14 protein-coding genes are annotated in these 14,979 nt (G+C 37.4%); all 14 read right to left on the bottom strand.

What is annotated here, in order from left to right; genetic code table 11:
* Positions 1–6: 6 nt before the first annotated feature.
* The 14 genes from flhF to fliH all read right to left on the bottom strand — a co-directional run bounded on the left by flhF (position 7) and on the right by fliH (position 14,951).
* Complete coding sequence (gene flhF, locus GQS55_RS04550; RefSeq protein WP_159818377.1) at positions 7–1,599, bottom strand: flagellar biosynthesis protein FlhF; 1,593 nt, start codon at positions 1,597–1,599, stop codon at positions 7–9.
* Between the two features lie 116 nt (positions 1,600–1,715).
* Complete coding sequence (gene flhA, locus GQS55_RS04545) at positions 1,716–3,818, bottom strand: flagellar biosynthesis protein FlhA (RefSeq protein ID WP_159818375.1); 2,103 nt, start codon at positions 3,816–3,818, stop codon at positions 1,716–1,718.
* 83 nt (positions 3,819–3,901) lie between these two features.
* The gene (flhB, locus tag GQS55_RS04540) at positions 3,902–5,032 is read right to left on the bottom strand and encodes a flagellar biosynthesis protein FlhB (RefSeq protein WP_159818373.1); all 1,131 of its coding nucleotides are present in this window, start codon (positions 5,030–5,032) and stop codon (positions 3,902–3,904) included.
* Between the two features lie 90 nt (positions 5,033–5,122).
* Complete coding sequence (fliR, locus tag GQS55_RS04535) at positions 5,123–5,905, bottom strand: flagellar biosynthetic protein FliR (protein ID WP_159818371.1); 783 nt, start codon at positions 5,903–5,905, stop codon at positions 5,123–5,125.
* Positions 5,905–6,174, bottom strand: coding sequence for a flagellar biosynthesis protein FliQ (gene fliQ, locus GQS55_RS04530; RefSeq protein WP_159818369.1), 270 nt, complete (start codon positions 6,172–6,174; stop codon positions 5,905–5,907). Before fliQ ends, fliR begins: the two co-directional genes overlap by 1 nt.
* A gap of 34 nt (positions 6,175–6,208) precedes the next feature.
* The gene (gene fliP / locus GQS55_RS04525; RefSeq protein ID WP_159818367.1) at positions 6,209–6,970 is read right to left on the bottom strand and encodes a flagellar type III secretion system pore protein FliP; all 762 of its coding nucleotides are present in this window, start codon (positions 6,968–6,970) and stop codon (positions 6,209–6,211) included.
* A 68-nt stretch (positions 6,971–7,038) separates the two neighbouring features.
* Positions 7,039–7,614, bottom strand: a complete 576-nt coding sequence (gene fliO, locus GQS55_RS04520) for a flagellar biosynthetic protein FliO (RefSeq protein ID WP_159818365.1) — start codon at positions 7,612–7,614, stop codon at positions 7,039–7,041.
* On the bottom strand, positions 7,614–8,021 hold the full coding sequence (gene fliN / locus GQS55_RS04515; protein WP_159818363.1) for a flagellar motor switch protein FliN: 408 nt from the start codon (positions 8,019–8,021) through the stop codon (positions 7,614–7,616). The genes fliO and fliN overlap by 1 nt, the downstream gene beginning before the upstream one ends.
* A 54-nt stretch (positions 8,022–8,075) precedes the next feature.
* A complete protein-coding gene (gene fliM, locus GQS55_RS04510; protein ID WP_159818361.1) occupies positions 8,076–9,140 on the bottom strand; it encodes a flagellar motor switch protein FliM in 1,065 nt (354 codons plus the stop codon).
* 122 nt (positions 9,141–9,262) lie between these two features.
* Positions 9,263–9,808, bottom strand: a complete 546-nt coding sequence (gene fliL / locus GQS55_RS04505) for a flagellar basal body-associated protein FliL (protein WP_159818359.1) — start codon at positions 9,806–9,808, stop codon at positions 9,263–9,265.
* Positions 9,809–9,939: 131 nt separating this feature from the next.
* Positions 9,940–11,952, bottom strand: coding sequence for a flagellar hook-length control protein FliK (locus tag GQS55_RS04500; protein ID WP_159818357.1), 2,013 nt, complete (start codon positions 11,950–11,952; stop codon positions 9,940–9,942).
* A gap of 190 nt (positions 11,953–12,142) precedes the next feature.
* Complete coding sequence (fliJ, locus tag GQS55_RS04495; RefSeq protein WP_159818355.1) at positions 12,143–12,598, bottom strand: flagellar export protein FliJ; 456 nt, start codon at positions 12,596–12,598, stop codon at positions 12,143–12,145.
* Positions 12,599–12,751: 153 nt separating this feature from the next.
* A complete protein-coding gene (gene fliI / locus GQS55_RS04490) occupies positions 12,752–14,104 on the bottom strand; it encodes a flagellar protein export ATPase FliI (RefSeq protein WP_159818353.1) in 1,353 nt (450 codons plus the stop codon).
* 61 nt (positions 14,105–14,165) lie between these two features.
* Positions 14,166–14,951 carry a flagellar assembly protein FliH gene (gene fliH, locus GQS55_RS04485; RefSeq protein WP_159818351.1) on the bottom strand — a complete coding sequence of 262 codons (786 nt, stop codon included), beginning with the start codon at positions 14,949–14,951 and terminating at the stop codon, positions 14,166–14,168.
* Positions 14,952–14,979: the final 28 nt, after the last annotated feature.

The following is a 14,979-nucleotide window of genomic DNA, read 5'->3' as shown; positions in this document are numbered from 1 at the left end:
ATACATCTATATCGCCACCACTGGCGCTATTGGCATTGGCCTTGCCGTACGTTGAACATGAGCTACATTTTTCTTCGCTGAATTTATTGCCATCTTATCTGCAAGAGTAACTAATTTTTCAGCATTTGCAACTTTAATATCTTCAGGAACTCTTTGTCCATCAGTAAGATAACCTATTGGAAGGCCATTTTGAATTGAAGTTGTAATTATTTCGCCAACACTCACACTTTCATCAAGTTTAGTATAAATACAACCCGACAATGGTACTTTTTTAAAGCGATCGACATTTTCTTGCATAACTTGCTGCTGGCTATTAGCTGCTAGCACCAAATAATTTCTTATTCTAACTCTAGCATTCGATACCAAATTAGCTAAATTTTCAGCTAAACGTATATCTCTTTGTCCCATACCAGCAGTATCAATTAGAATTAATTTCTTTTGAGAAAACTGCTCAAGCAGTAAGTCTAATGCTTGACTATCTTTAGCCAGTTTAACTTGGCAGCCAATAATTTTTCCATAAGTAGCCAGTTGTTCAAAACCCGCTATTCTAAATGTATCAGTTGAAATTAGTGCCACTTGTTCATGCCCATGTACTTGAGAGAAACGTGCCGCAAGCTTTGCAATAGTAGTCGTTTTCCCTACACCTGTAGGACCAACTAAGGCAACAACCCCACCTCGATGAATAATATCATTTTGCGTCGTATTAAGTTGCTCACCAATTAATTTGGTCGCTTGCTGCCAAGCTTGCTCATCATGATATTCAGAAGGAACATAACCTGCTATTTGATCCGCAATTTGTTCATTTAAACCTAACCCTAATAAACGGTTAACTAACACTGCACGTTGGGGTTCTTTTTGCGCCATATCTTGCCACATAAGCCCTGATACTTGATGTTCAAGCAGCTTTCTTATAGAAGCCATCTCTTGTTGCATTTTATCAAAATCTTGCTGGTTAACGTGATTGTTTAAATCAGCACCTTGTTCAGCAGTTGGCTTAGATTGTAACTTTTCTGCCATTTGTTCGGCTTCTAACGACGTATGTCCTTCAAATTGAGCATCTTCATTAGTATAGCTTGCTTCTGGCACAGGAATCGTTCCATCAGGCTTTGAATGACGTAATCGTTGCGTAAAGTTACGTAATTGATCTTCAATATTATCGTCTTCGCTCGAAACTTGGTTACTTTGTTGGGTATATCCCTGTTGCACATCGATTTTCTCAGATTGCTGAGCAGAAGAGTGATGTTGAACTTGTCTGCTTAATAAGGCTGATAAACTATCAACAGGCTCGGTAGTACTGTTAGCTTGATTACCACCTATTTGTGGTTCAGGTACTTCCCTGTTCAATGCTGCTGCAGAAGTATTTTGAATGTTAACCGTATCATTTTGTATTTCACGGCCACGTTGATCACTCAGTGAAGGGTTATCATGTGAAGAAGTTACACTTACAGGTGGTGCTTGGCTGTAGTCAACTGCTGCCATTAACTCAACACCCTCAGGTATTTTTTTATTAGACATAATAACCGCATCTACGCCTAATTCTTCTTTAATTTGTGCTAATGCGCTACGCATATCTTTGCCAACAAAACGTCTTATTTTCACAGTTAACTCCTTATTTAGCTACGAGCGACTAAACTATACTCTGCAACTTATCATGCTCAATACTTAAGTTGCTCGTTACTTTTTTATTCGGTATTTTACTTACTCAAATTTATTAGTTACTGCCCTATAGCACTTACAATTTTAATTTGTTTATCATCAGGTATTTCTTGATAAGAAATTACCCTTAAGCCTGGTATGGTATATTTTACAAATTTAGCCAACACTGATCGTAAAATACCCGAGGTTAATAAAATAGGGGTATCACCTGCCAGTTCTTGCTCTTGAGCGCCATCATTTAATGATTTTTGCAAGCGTTCAGCTAAGCCGGGTTCAATACCTGCACCATCATCTCCAGCCATCTGCATAGACTGATGCAACATTTGTTCCAACTCAGGCGCCAAGGTTATGACAGGTATTTCTAACGCAGGGCCAACCAAGTCTTGAATAATAAATTTACGTAAGCTAATTCTTACTGCTGCTGTTAGCACTTCTGCATCTTGGCTTTTAGGTCCATACTCAACAAGGGTTTGTATAATTGAGCGCATATCGCGAACAGCAACACCTTCATTCATCAAACTTTGCAATACTTTAACAACGGTACCTAAGGATAGTGTATCAGGAATAAAGCCTTCAACGAGTTTAGGGTAAGTTTTAGCTAGAATATCAATAAGGTTTTGAACTTCTTCATGACCTAACAATTGAGAAGCATTGTTCGTTAAAATTTGGCTTAAATGTGTCGCTAATACAGTCGCTGAGTCAACAACGGTATACCCTAATGTTTGTGCTTGTTCTCGTTGATTTTGCTTAATCCAAACAGCGTCTAACCCAAAAGCAGGATCTTTCGTTGGTACACCATCAAGTTTTCCAAAAACCTGTCCAGGGTTTATTGCTAACTCTTGATCATGTCGTATCTCTGCACTCCCTATCGTTACGCCCATTAGCGATATTTGGTAACTATTAGGGTCTAGGTCTAGATTGTCACGAATATGAACAGCAGGTACTAAAAAACCAAATTCCTGTGAAAGCTTTTTACGTACACCTTTAATTCGGCTAAGTAGTTCGCCACCTTGCGCTTTATCAACCAATGGAATTAATCGGTAACCAATCTCTAAACCAATAACATCAACATGATTAACATCATCCCAACCTAACTCTTTAACTTCCTCTTCTTTTTGCTGACTTTGTACTTGCGCTTCTTCAGCAACTTTTTCTAACTCTGTAGCTTTAGTTGCTTTATGTTTAGTACCAAAATAAGCAACGGCTGCAATAATGCTAGCAAAGAGTAAAAATGCAAAATGCGGCATTCCAGGAATTACACCAATGACAAACATAACGCCTGCGGCGATATAAAGTGATTTTTCTTGCCCTAATTGACTACTTACCTGCTCCCCCATATCTTGGGAGGTATTTTGGCGTGTTACTACAATCGCGGTTGCAACAGATAATAGTAACCCTGGAATTTGCGCCACTAAACCGTCACCAATGGTTAGCAAAGTATAAATTTCAACAGCTTCATTAAAGCTAAGGTCATGTTGAACCATTCCAATAACTAGTCCACCCACGATGTTGATAAATAAAATTAAAATACCTGCAACAGCGTCGCCTTTAACAAATTTACTTGCACCATCCATCGAACCATAGAAATCAGCTTCACTGGTAACTTCAATTCGACGTTCTCTTGCTTGCTCAGCGTTAATAAAGCCGGCATTTAAATCGGCATCAATCGCCATTTGTTTACCTGGCATAGCATCAAGCGTAAAACGCGCGGTAACTTCAGCGATACGCCCTGCACCTTTAGTAACTACTACAAAATTGATAATAATTAAAATCAAAAATACAACTAAACCAACAGCATAGTTACCACCAATAACAACAGAGCCAAAGGCTTCAATCACTTTACCAGCAGCATCGGTACCTTCATGTCCTTCAAGTAAAACTACCCGAGTACTCGCAACATTAAGTGCTAAGCGGAGAATGGTTGCAATAAGAATAACCGAGGGAAATGAACCAAATTCTAGTGGTTTAAGTGTGTATACAGTGATTAATAACACCACTAAAGATAACGCAATGTTAAATGAGAAGAGTACATCCAATAACCACGCAGGCATAGGTAGAATAACCATACCAAGTGCAGCCATTACAAGGATTGGTGTACCCAACCCTGAGATATGAGATAATTTTTTCTTATCGAATTTATTGAAGAAGGCGTTTAATTGCATTTGATACTGCTGCTCGTTATGGTAAATTTTTGACGCTAGCTTTGGATTTGCAAAAGCTATACCAAAAGTAACGCCGCAATATTTTAATATTTGAACTCTTCAGGAATAGGCAGCTTCTTAGGAATAGGAATAGGTTTTTTACCTTTACCTTTTTTATGTTCATTAAGCTGAAAAATAAATGCTAGCACCTGAGCTACGGCGGCATAAAGTTCTTCAGGAATATCTTGGTCAACCTCTGCAGTATAATATATCGACCTTGCTAAAGCTGGTGACTGTACTATTTCAACATTATGCTCTTTGGCAATAGTACGAATGTGTATAGCCATTTCATCTATGCCTTTTGCTACTAGCTGCGGTGCTCCTCCCATATTCGCATCATACTTTAATGCCACGCTATAATGGGTAGGATTGGTGATTACAACATCTGCATTAGGTACTTCTCCCATCATCCGTCGTTGCGACATTTCATATTGTGTTTGCTTTATGCGCCCTTTAATTTCAGGGTTACCTTCAGTACTTTTATATTCGTCTTTAATTTCTTGCTTAGTCATTTTAAGTTGACGTGTATGATTCCAAACTTGATAAGGAGCGTCGATAACCACAATAAGACCAATAGATAGCGCTAACGCTAAAAACATCCACAACAACATGTTAACGGCATGGCCAAAGTTTGACGGTATAGCTTCTAAACTAAGTCCTAAAATTTGTGAGAAAAGCCCTTTCAGCAGTAAAAAAGCGACAATAAATACTACAAAAAACTTCATAATAGATTTTAATAATTCAACCCCTGCTTGCACACCAAACATACGCTTAAAGCCTGCAAGAGGAGAAAGCCGGCTAGCTTTTGGGGCCATAGCTTCCCAAGAAAAAGCCATACCACCTAACATGGTATTACCAATAAAGGCGGCTACCATAATAATCAAAAAAATAGCTAAAACGGGGAAGATGATATTGTTTGTCGCACTATAAATAACGCCTACGATAGCATGTGGATCCATAGTTTCATTACGACTCAATGAAAACAGACGTTTCATGGTAGCTGATAAAGCATCAACCAAGGAGCTCCCCATTACCATCAGAGCAAACGCACTTCCGACTAAAACAAACATGGTGCCTAAATCTTTAGAGCGAGCTATTTGGCCTTTTTTTCGTGCATCAGCCAGTTTTTTTGCTGTTGGTTCTTCGCTTTTCTCACCACTATCTGACTCAGCCATGCTGTACTACCCTAAAAACATTATGCTTTAAGTATAAAATTTCACTATATGCTACATGCATAAAATATTCCTTAATAGCCTAAACCTGGTTTAAGTTCCCGAACAATTAATGAGGTAACAGCTAAAGTCCAATGCTCGTTGCCACTGTAATTCAAAATGTGTCAGGAAATTACCAAAGGTTAACCACATAATCAGCAAACCTGCCATCATAGTAATAGGAAAGCCTATAGCAAATATATTAAGCTGTGGTGCTGCTCTAGTCATTACGCCAAATGAGAAGTTAATTAACAACATTGCCGTTAAAGGCGCTAGCGAAAGTGACAAAGCTGTTGCAAACATCCACTTCCCCCATAAAACCATTTCTTGATATTTAACACTGGCGAACATCTCATTGCCAATAGGAAGCGTATCGAAACTTGCTACTACAAATTGCAGGTAAGCTAAATGCCCATCCATAGTCCAAAAAAGTAATGTTGATAATATTAAGAAAAACTGACCTACCGCGGGTACGTTCATACCACTGGCGGGGTCAACTAATGAAGCAAAACCCAAACCTGATTGCATTGCAATAATTTGGCCTGCTAAGGTAAAAGTATCAACTACCATCACCGTTATAAAACCTAAACTAATGCCAATAAGTATTTGCTGCCCTATCAATAAAAAAGTGCTAAAAGATAAGAGCTCCCCAACATTAGTGGGAGGTATTGCAGGCATTATTGCTATGGTTAGCGTTACACATAAAAATAGCTTAATACGAGCAGGAATGGTACGCGCGCCTAACCCAACCATCATCATGACTAAAGCAGAGATACGGGTTAAAGGAAGAATAAAATCAGCAATATATTGATTAACAACTGACTCGGTGAACTCCATTAGTTCACAACACTTGGAATACTAGCGACTAATCTAAAGGTATAATCCATTAGTTTTTGTACCCCCCAATGACCACCATAAATAACGGCGAGCAATGTAACAATTAGACGAGGTAAAAAACTTAATGTTTGCTCGTTAATTGACGTTGCAGCCTGGAATATAGCTACAAGCAAACCAACAAATAAACTTGGCAAGATGACAGCACTAACGAGAAGGATCACTAGCAACAAAGCATCTCTTAATATGTCTACAAATACCTCTGGTCCCATCTTATATTCTCTTATTTAGCTAATGTTTTTTACGCTAACTACCTAAACCATAACTAGTTGCAATAGTACCAATAACTAAATTCCAGCCATCAACTAATACAAACAGCATTAATTTAAAGGGTAGCGAGACAATCATTGGCGATAACATCATCATCCCCATCGCCATCAGAATACTGGCGACCACCAAATCTATAATCAAAAAAGGAATAAAAAGTATAAAACCTATTTGAAACGCTGTTTTTAATTCACTAATAATAAACGCAGGGATAATAACTCTCATAGGTAAATCAGTAGGCTTATCAACAGCCTCAAGTCCGGCCATTGAAGCTAAAGTATCTAAATCTTTTAAGCGAGTTTGCTCAAGCATAAAAGCACGTAATGGAACTTTACCTTTATCAATAGCTTGTACAGAAGTTAGCTGATCAGATAAATAAGGCTGTATTGCTACTTCATTTATCTGATTGTAAACCGGCGTCATGATGAAAAGTGTCATGAAAAGCGTTAAACCAATAATAACCTGGTTTGATGGGGTTTGCTGCAAACCAAAAGCTTGACGAAGTATGGCCATCACAACCACAATACGTGTAAAAGAAGTCATCATAATAACAGCAGCAGGAATAAAGCTTAACGCTGTCATAAACATTAAAATTTGCAATGTTACTGAGTACTCTTGAGAGCCATCAGGATTCGTTGTTAATTTTAAGGCTGACATTGATAAATCTTCAGCAGCAAAAGCACCAAAACTTAATGTTGATACTAACAATGAGAATAAAACTAACCAGACAATTTTTTTCATAGTCACTTATTTATTATTTTTGATGTTATGTGTTGTTTCATTGGTAGCTATATTGCTTTGCTACCGAATTATGTTTTAGCTGCATTTTTCTGCAGAAAAGATAATACACCGCTAGATAACGCCACTGTTTTTCCCGTTTGTATATCTAAGGGCTTATCTAAGGTTTTAAGTAAAGAAACTTGTTGAGCAGAAACACCCAAAACCAATTGTTCTTCGCCTATTTGCAATACGACAACTCTTTCTTTAGCACCTAAAGATAAGTTAGCAACAATGCTTAATCGGTTAGAGTTTTGCTGAGTAAGGTTAAAACGCTTTAAAACGAAACCACTAACAATAATTAATGCTAATACCATTAATAAAGACATGATCATACTGCCAACATCCATACTTGAATTGACATGCTTACCTACTTCAGGTGTTTTCTCTATAACGGACGGTGCATTTTCATTTGATGAATTTTCGTTTTGAGCATTTTCAATTTCACTCTTTTTACTAATATCAGAGTCAACCTGAGTGGTTTTCTCATTAGTAGTAGTAGTATTATCAACAACACTAGCAACGGTATTATCAATCGCTTCTTGCGCAAAAGATACAGGGGTTAACACAGATAAAACACAAAAAAATAAAACGACTAACTTACTCATTATTTTAACTTCTTAATTCGTTCTATTTGGCTAATTACATCCGTTAAGCGGATACCAAACTTATCATTAACAACAACAACCTCACCATGAGCTATAAGGGTACCATTAACCAAAACGTCAAGTGCTTCACCTGCTACGCGATCTAATTCAACCACTGAGCCTTGATTTAGTTGTAATAAATTTCTAATACTAATATTGCTTCGACCAACCTCCATAGAAATAGTTACTGGAATATCTAAAATAGTATCCAGCTTACGTTTCTCTTCACCTGTGATTGGTCTTTCGTCTTCTGTCAGTTCTTCTAATTCAACTTTTTGCGCTTGATTAGCTTTTTCTGCCGAAGCCTCAGCTTGTTCGTCTAACGCCTCATCCCACATACTTAAATCTTCTTCGTTATCATTACTCATACCGCTTGCCTCAATGTCAATTCTTTACAATTAATGTTCTATACCCAGTAGGTATTACAAATCATCTTCTAAAAGTTCTAGCTCTGCGTCGCTATCAAGGCGTTTACCGCCTTTAGTCAAAATAGTTAATTCAGATTTAACTGATTCAGGACGTTTAATTTTTTCTTCTATTTTCAACGCTATATTTTCTCGGCTACGCCCTAACTTAGCCCTAAATGTAGGTAAATCTTCAATTAAAACAGTAATATATTCGGGCATTTCTATGGGGATTATATCGCCTGCTTGCAGCTCCATCAGTTGACTGAGTGGTAACTTAACTTCTAAAAACTTAGTATTAAGTGCTACAGGTACATCCATAATTTCATCACGCAAGGCCTTAGACCAGCGCATATCCGTGTCTTCTTTATCACTTTGCACACCGGCATCAAGTAACTCTCGAATAGGCTCAAGCATTGCGTAAGGTAGGGCAATATGGAAGTCACCACCACCACCATCAAGTTCAATATGGAAAGAGCTGATAACCACAACTTCTGTTGGGCTTGCTATATTTGCCATTGACGGGTTGACTTCAGAGTCTAAGTACTCAAAAGACACATCCATCACCGGTGACCAAGACTCTTTGTAGTCTTCAAATATTAATTTTAATAACATTTGAATAATACGACGCTCGGTTGGCGTAAATTCTCGACCTTCAATTTTAGCGTGATAGCGGCCATCACCGCCAAAAAAGTTATCAACTAAAATGAAAACTAAACGTGCTTCCATTGTTATAAGGCCGGTGCCTTTTAATGGGCGAAAGCGCACCATATTTAAGCTTGTTGGTACAAATAAAGTGTGAATATATTCACCAAACTTTATCATTTGAATACCGTTTATCGATACTTCAGCGGTTCGGCGCATCATATTGAATAAACTAATACGCATGTGACGGGCAAATCGTTCGTTAACCATTTCCAACGTTGGCATACGACCACGAACAATGCGATCTTGCGAAGAAAAATCATAGTCAGCACTACCATCTTCTCGCGTGGTAGAATCGTCAACTACTTCTTCTTCTTCAACATCATCAACGCCATGTAAAAGCGCATCAATTTCGTCTTGGGATAATAAATCACTCACGCGTCATACTCTTTTCGCCTATATTGGCTCAATTGGGCCTAGTTAATATACGTTCAAATGAACATTCTCAACTGTCTTTATCATTGTAAACTAGCAGGTAATTATTCGCTGCCTTTTAAGAATTATTGCATTACAAAACCCGTAAACAGAACTTTTTCAACGGTTTCATTGCCTTTAAGATCTTTCATTACTAACTGCACTGCCGAAAGAGCTTGTTCCTTCAATACTTCTTTACCTACGCTAGTGGCTAAATCGTCAGCATTAGCTTGTGAGAAAATACTTAATAAAGTACTTTCAATTAAAGGTATATGCATTTTAGCATTCTCTTCATCTTCAGCATATCTAACTAACAATTGTACTCGTATTTCAATAAAACGGTCACGGGTTGAACCCGGTATATTAAAGCGAAATGGCCTAGGCATTGGAACATAAAGTGCTGTTCCTATTTGAGCAGGTGCATTTTGATCTGCATCACTGTCTCCACCAGAAGCTTCTTGGCTAGATTTAGCTTGTTCTGATGTTTCATTGCTGCCGCTACCCATTAAAAAGTAGTACCCACCACCGCCAATTAACAATAAGACTACAATAGCAATAATGATGACCAATTTTTTCTTTTTGCCACCACCGTCTATTTTTAAATCAGCTTTTTTACCTTTTTCGTCAGCCATAAATTACCTTTAGCTCTTTATTAGTAAATATTAGTAAACTATATCCTTGAATAGTACTCTAGCCAATGTGTTTTCGCCAACTTAGTGATATTTAGCCTAATTTATCTGCAATTCTATTCATATAGCTTTATTTATGCATAGTAATCGATAACTTTAGTTGAAGGATCAGACATTCTTGCTGACAAACTGTGTTCTATGACATCACTTGCATCAGCAGTATTTTGCGAGAAATTACGTTGGTTACTCTCAGTATTTCCTTCTGAGTCTGATTGCTGAGATTGTTGTTCAACATTCGCGTCCCCAACATCAACACCTTGATCAGCTAACAAATCTCTTAACTTATGCATATTCTGCTCAAACGCTTCTTTAGCTTGTTGATTTTGAACCACAAAATTTACAGTTGCTTGCTCTCCTTGCAAATTAACCCTTACTTGCACATTACCTAACTCTGGCGGGTCGAGTGTAATATCGAATTGCTGTAATTTTTGTGAAATAATTAACATCACTTTATCTTTTACTGCTTCGGCAAAATCTCGTCTAAAAATTGAAATAGTTTCTTGATGCAATTGAGTGTTAGTTTTTTGGCTTTGTGAAACTTCAGCACTTCCAGTTAAAGAAGCAACGTCAGATGATTGTTGGTCCATTCTGTCATAAGCATCTTGTGTTGCTCTACTCGCTTCACCAATAAAGTTACTACTGTTGGTTGGAGCGGCAATATCTCCTGCCGGATTTTTTTTATCATTAACTCCCTTATTACCATCAGTATCTAATGCTTTATTTTGCTCAAGAAGTTTATCAGTCGACCGAGCACTTAATTCCTCTTCAGATTCAGCCGTAGTATTTTCTTCCGTATCAGGTTCAACCAAGGTTTGCTCTGAATTATTTGTTGCTACATTTTTATTGATGACTGGAGAAGTTAGATTATCGTTATTTTTAATTGTCGTGCTTTGAGTTTTAGCACTATCAGCAGCAATATCAGCTTCAGCAATAGCTAAATCACTTTTTTGGACGTTAATCCCATTGTCTGCTTTAATTAACTTTTCAAGCTTTTCATTAATTTTTGACTCTACTTCAGTTGAAGTCCCTAATATTTCTTTTGTCGGTAAGCTTGTGTTACTCGCATTAGCTTCTTTACTTGTCGTCACGATATTTTGTTGAAGCTTATCACTTTGGTTATCAGTTTCAGCTTGCTTTGTGCCTTGGCTTTCTATGGCAGTATCAACTAATTTCTGAGTATTTTTATTTTCGCCATTTGGACTTATTCCTGCTTGATCTATCGCTTTATTATTAGTGACAACATTTTTTTCAGCTAATTTCGCTAAATCGCTTCCTAGATTATTAGTACTATCCTTACTAAGTAATTTGTCAGCAACCAACTCTTCAACTGTTGAACTTTCACCATCAATTGATAATTTACTACTTACCTGATTATCAATATTCGTTTCTTTAGTGTTGGATCCTTTAATAATGTCTGCACTTTTTGACGAAGAAATTAATGAATTAATCACTTTTTCTTGTTTTGGAATATCATCTGACGACACATCTGCTGTTGAGGTAACCGCCTTAGCAACACTTGACAAATCAGCAACTAAATCACTTGATTTCAATAATAATTTCGCTTCAACCTTTGCTTTCTGCTCATCAGATATTTCACCTATATTCACTACTGAAGGTGAAAATTTATCGGAGGAAGCATTAGTCACTAGCGTTTGATCTACTTTGGTCAAAAAAGTCATGAGTAATTCTGATTCATCGATAATTTGTTTATCATCAGCATTAACTATATTTGTATCAGGTTCATCTTGTTTGCCTATAGCGGCAACTTCTTGCACATTTGTTGCCGAATCAGCGTCATCAACTACAGCTTGATAATATTCGGATCTATCTTGGACTTTATCATCCCTGTTTATATTTTTTTGCTCAATAGCTGGCTTACTCGTTTTCGAAGAAGCTTCTTCATTAGAGACGATTCCATCATTAGGAGGATTGTTTTCAGACTCTGTATGCTTCTTAATTTTAGAGAGCTGTAGGTCTATATGCTGAGAAAATTTATCCTTTGGTGGAGCGGAAATTAAAGCATCTGAATCGCCTTTATTTTCGATACTTTGTGATACTTTCATGGATAAAACATTGAGTTGTTGCATAATAGCCCCAATTGTCAAAATGAATATAACTAAATTATAAATGAAGGAAAATATTTCCTGATATATTAAAATAAAGCAATAATCATTCCAGTTAGCTTTTAAATAACTATAACGAGTAAATATAAAGAAAGATTATTTTATTAAAATAATCCTCGTCATTCGAGCGATCACTTAAACATATTCAACTCGATTAGTGACTAGATTTTCGACGTAAGAATTGCTGAGTCGAAATTTCATCAAACATACCTTGTTCTTTTTTACTTTCAATCTTCATTAACGCCGCATTGCGCTTATCTGTAAGCATCTCAACAGCCTGTACTTTTTGTCTTTGTTTGATCCACAGCGCCTTACTTTGTTCAACTAACGCTTTAGCCTGATTCATAGCAATTCTTACTTGTTCTGCAGCATTATCGAGCTTATTAATAAAAGCATGATAGTGATTGTAAGTCGCACTATCCAAGCCAAGCGCGGTTCGTTCACTCAATCGTGACATATACTCTAATCGATAATCAGACACACTTTGTAAACGAGTTAAGTTTTGCTGATAATCATTTTCAGCACTACGCAACGCATTCTCAGCCTTCTCGACTTTACTTTGCTCAAACTTGAGCAGCGTGAGTAACTGTTTATTATTATTTTTGGCCATAATATGTTTTCCTTAAACTATTAGCATGTTTGAGATAATTCGGCCGCTACACTTGCACATTTACTACTGCCGATTACTACGCTCAATTAGTTTTTCAAAACTGTGTTTTTAACAATACTATTTTTCAACATTAGCTTTTCAACATTAATTTTTTTAATTACGTTTAGCATTAGCCGTAGCTGCGGCTATTATTTCTTGTAATTGCTGTACGCTTTGTTCAAAGGGTATTACTTCTTGAATCTGCTGCTGTAAAAAAAAGTTAATAACGGGCTGAACATTAATCGCTTGATCAATTCTAGGATCATTTCCTTTAGTGTAAGCACCAATAGCAATCAAATCTTTGTTTTGTTGATACAGAGAATAAATTTGCTTCAGTTGACGAGCCAGAGTTTGATGCTCCATGCTGGTAACCATCGGCATGACACGAGAAATCGACCCTTCAATATCAATTGCAGGATAATGTCCTGCGTCAGCAAGATCACGTGACAAAACAATATGACCATCTAAAATAGCACGAGAAGCATCAGCGATAGGATCTTGTAGATCATCACCTTCCGTTAATACGGTATAAAAAGCCGTAATTGATCCTTGCCCTTCACCACCATTACCCGCACGTTCAACAAGCTGTGGTAATTTTGAAAAAACGGAGGGTGGATACCCTTTGGTTGCAGGAGGTTCACCTACCGCTAACGCTATTTCTCGTTGTGCTTGTGCATATCGAGTTAATGAATCTAACAGTAATAAAACATCTAAACCTTGATCACGAAAGTATTCACTTATTTGTACCGCTGTTTCACAGCCCTTTAACCGCATTAAAGGAGAATTATCAGCAGGTGCAGCGACAACAACCGAACGAGCTCGCCCTTCTTCACCTAAAATTTCTTCAATAAATTCTTTTACTTCTCGTCCACGCTCACCAACTAAACCAACAACAATAACGTCAGCAGTTGTTCCTCGTGTCATCATCCCCATTAATACACTTTTACCGACGCCTGACCCTGCAAATAGTCCCATACGTTGGCCTTTACCAACGGTAATAAAGCTATTAATTGATCGTACACCAACATCAAGTGGTTCAGTAATGGCTCGACGTGATAAAGGATTAATAGGGCTGGTATTTAGTTTGTAATCTTCATCGTTACTAATAGGGCCTTTGCCATCAAGCGGTTTACCTATGCCATTAATCACTCGTCCAAGTAAATTCATTGACAAAGGCAGGTGCATTTTAGATGATATTGGAAGTACTCTAGCGCCGGGCAACACACCACGCAGACTCTCTTCTGGCATAAGATAAGTAATTTCTTGCGCAAAACCAACCACTTCGGCTAACAAATCACCATGTGCGGTTTCTACTAAGCATTGGCTACCAATGTGTGCTTTAACACCAACAGCCTCTAAAGTTAAACCAACAACACGTACTAAGCGACCGGCAACGGGCTCTTTAAATGGGTGTATAAATTTTTGGCTGTTTTTTAATCTGTCACTGATGCGTTGGCTATCGACCATTTCTTACCCTTTGTACACGAGATAAAAGCGTAAGTTAATTCACGCTCAATTAGTCAAAAAATTATTGATGTAATGCATCTTGCAAGAAAGATTCCAATACTTGCTTTAAACGAGACTTCATCTGTAAATCGATATTAGAGGTGCTATTTTCTATTTGGCAACTTCCAACACTTAATTGCGGAGCGGGTAGTAATTTCCAACCACTTTCTTTAATGTGAGGTGCGCCAAACTGCTGTTCTACGCGTTTAATGTCTTCAGGATTTAAGTATATTTGTGTTGTAGATTCATTGCTAGGCAATGATTTGATACCTGCATTGATGGCGGCCATCAAAATATCAGGATTAGTTTTAGCTTCTTGTAAAACAACGGCTTCAGTTAGTTGCACAACTAAATTTAAAAGTTGTTCTTCTACATTTTTTTCAACACTCGCTAAAGGTTTATCTAATTGTTCAATTAAGCTTTTCCAATTTTCACTCAAGGTTTCAATTGTTTCTTTACCTTGAGTTAACCCTTGCTCTGTGCCCTCTTCAATACCTTGCACAGTACCTTCTTCAATACCTTGCGCTTTACCTTCTTCATATCCTTTGGCAAAGCCCTCTTCTTTACCTTGACCAAAACCTTCATCATGCGCAGCTTGTCTTATTTCTTCAATTTCTTCTGCAGTAAGCGGATCAGGCTCGACAATTTCTTCTTCAGGCGGCTCAAATCGCCAAGTACTCTTTTTTCCTAAAGCATTAGTATGGCCTTCTTGATTTTCAATAACTTCTGCTTGAACATTTGGATAAGACCAAACATCTAATTCTTCTGATTCTTTTGCTTTTATAATGCGTGTTGATATTTTATTCATATCTTTCTCAAAGCTGGGGTTAACTTGT

The organism is Colwellia sp. 20A7 (assembly GCF_009832865.1).
Lineage (GTDB): Bacteria > Pseudomonadota > Gammaproteobacteria > Enterobacterales > Alteromonadaceae > Colwellia.
This window is presented reverse-complemented; position numbering and strand designations above follow the sequence as displayed.

Coding starts and splice junctions, on each gene's coding strand:
- flhA (WP_159818375.1), bottom strand. CDS start 3,818: ATGCAATTAAACGCCTTCTTCAATAAATTCGATAAGAAAAAATTATCT.
- flhB (WP_159818373.1), bottom strand. CDS start 5,032: ATGGCTGAGTCAGATAGTGGTGAGAAAAGCGAAGAACCAACAGCAAAA.
- fliR (WP_159818371.1), bottom strand. CDS start 5,905: ATGGAGTTCACCGAGTCAGTTGTTAATCAATATATTGCTGATTTTATT.
- fliQ (WP_159818369.1), bottom strand. CDS start 6,174: ATGGGACCAGAGGTATTTGTAGACATATTAAGAGATGCTTTGTTGCTA.
- fliP (WP_159818367.1), bottom strand. CDS start 6,970: ATGAAAAAAATTGTCTGGTTAGTTTTATTCTCATTGTTAGTATCAACA.
- fliO (WP_159818365.1), bottom strand. CDS start 7,614: ATGAGTAAGTTAGTCGTTTTATTTTTTTGTGTTTTATCTGTGTTAACC.
- fliN (WP_159818363.1), bottom strand. CDS start 8,021: ATGAGTAATGATAACGAAGAAGATTTAAGTATGTGGGATGAGGCGTTA.
- fliL (WP_159818359.1), bottom strand. CDS start 9,808: ATGGCTGACGAAAAAGGTAAAAAAGCTGATTTAAAAATAGACGGTGGT.
- GQS55_RS04500 (WP_159818357.1), bottom strand. CDS start 11,952: ATGCAACAACTCAATGTTTTATCCATGAAAGTATCACAAAGTATCGAA.
- fliJ (WP_159818355.1), bottom strand. CDS start 12,598: ATGGCCAAAAATAATAATAAACAGTTACTCACGCTGCTCAAGTTTGAG.
- fliI (WP_159818353.1), bottom strand. CDS start 14,104: ATGGTCGATAGCCAACGCATCAGTGACAGATTAAAAAACAGCCAAAAA.
- fliH (WP_159818351.1), bottom strand. CDS start 14,951: ATGAATAAAATATCAACACGCATTATAAAAGCAAAAGAATCAGAAGAA.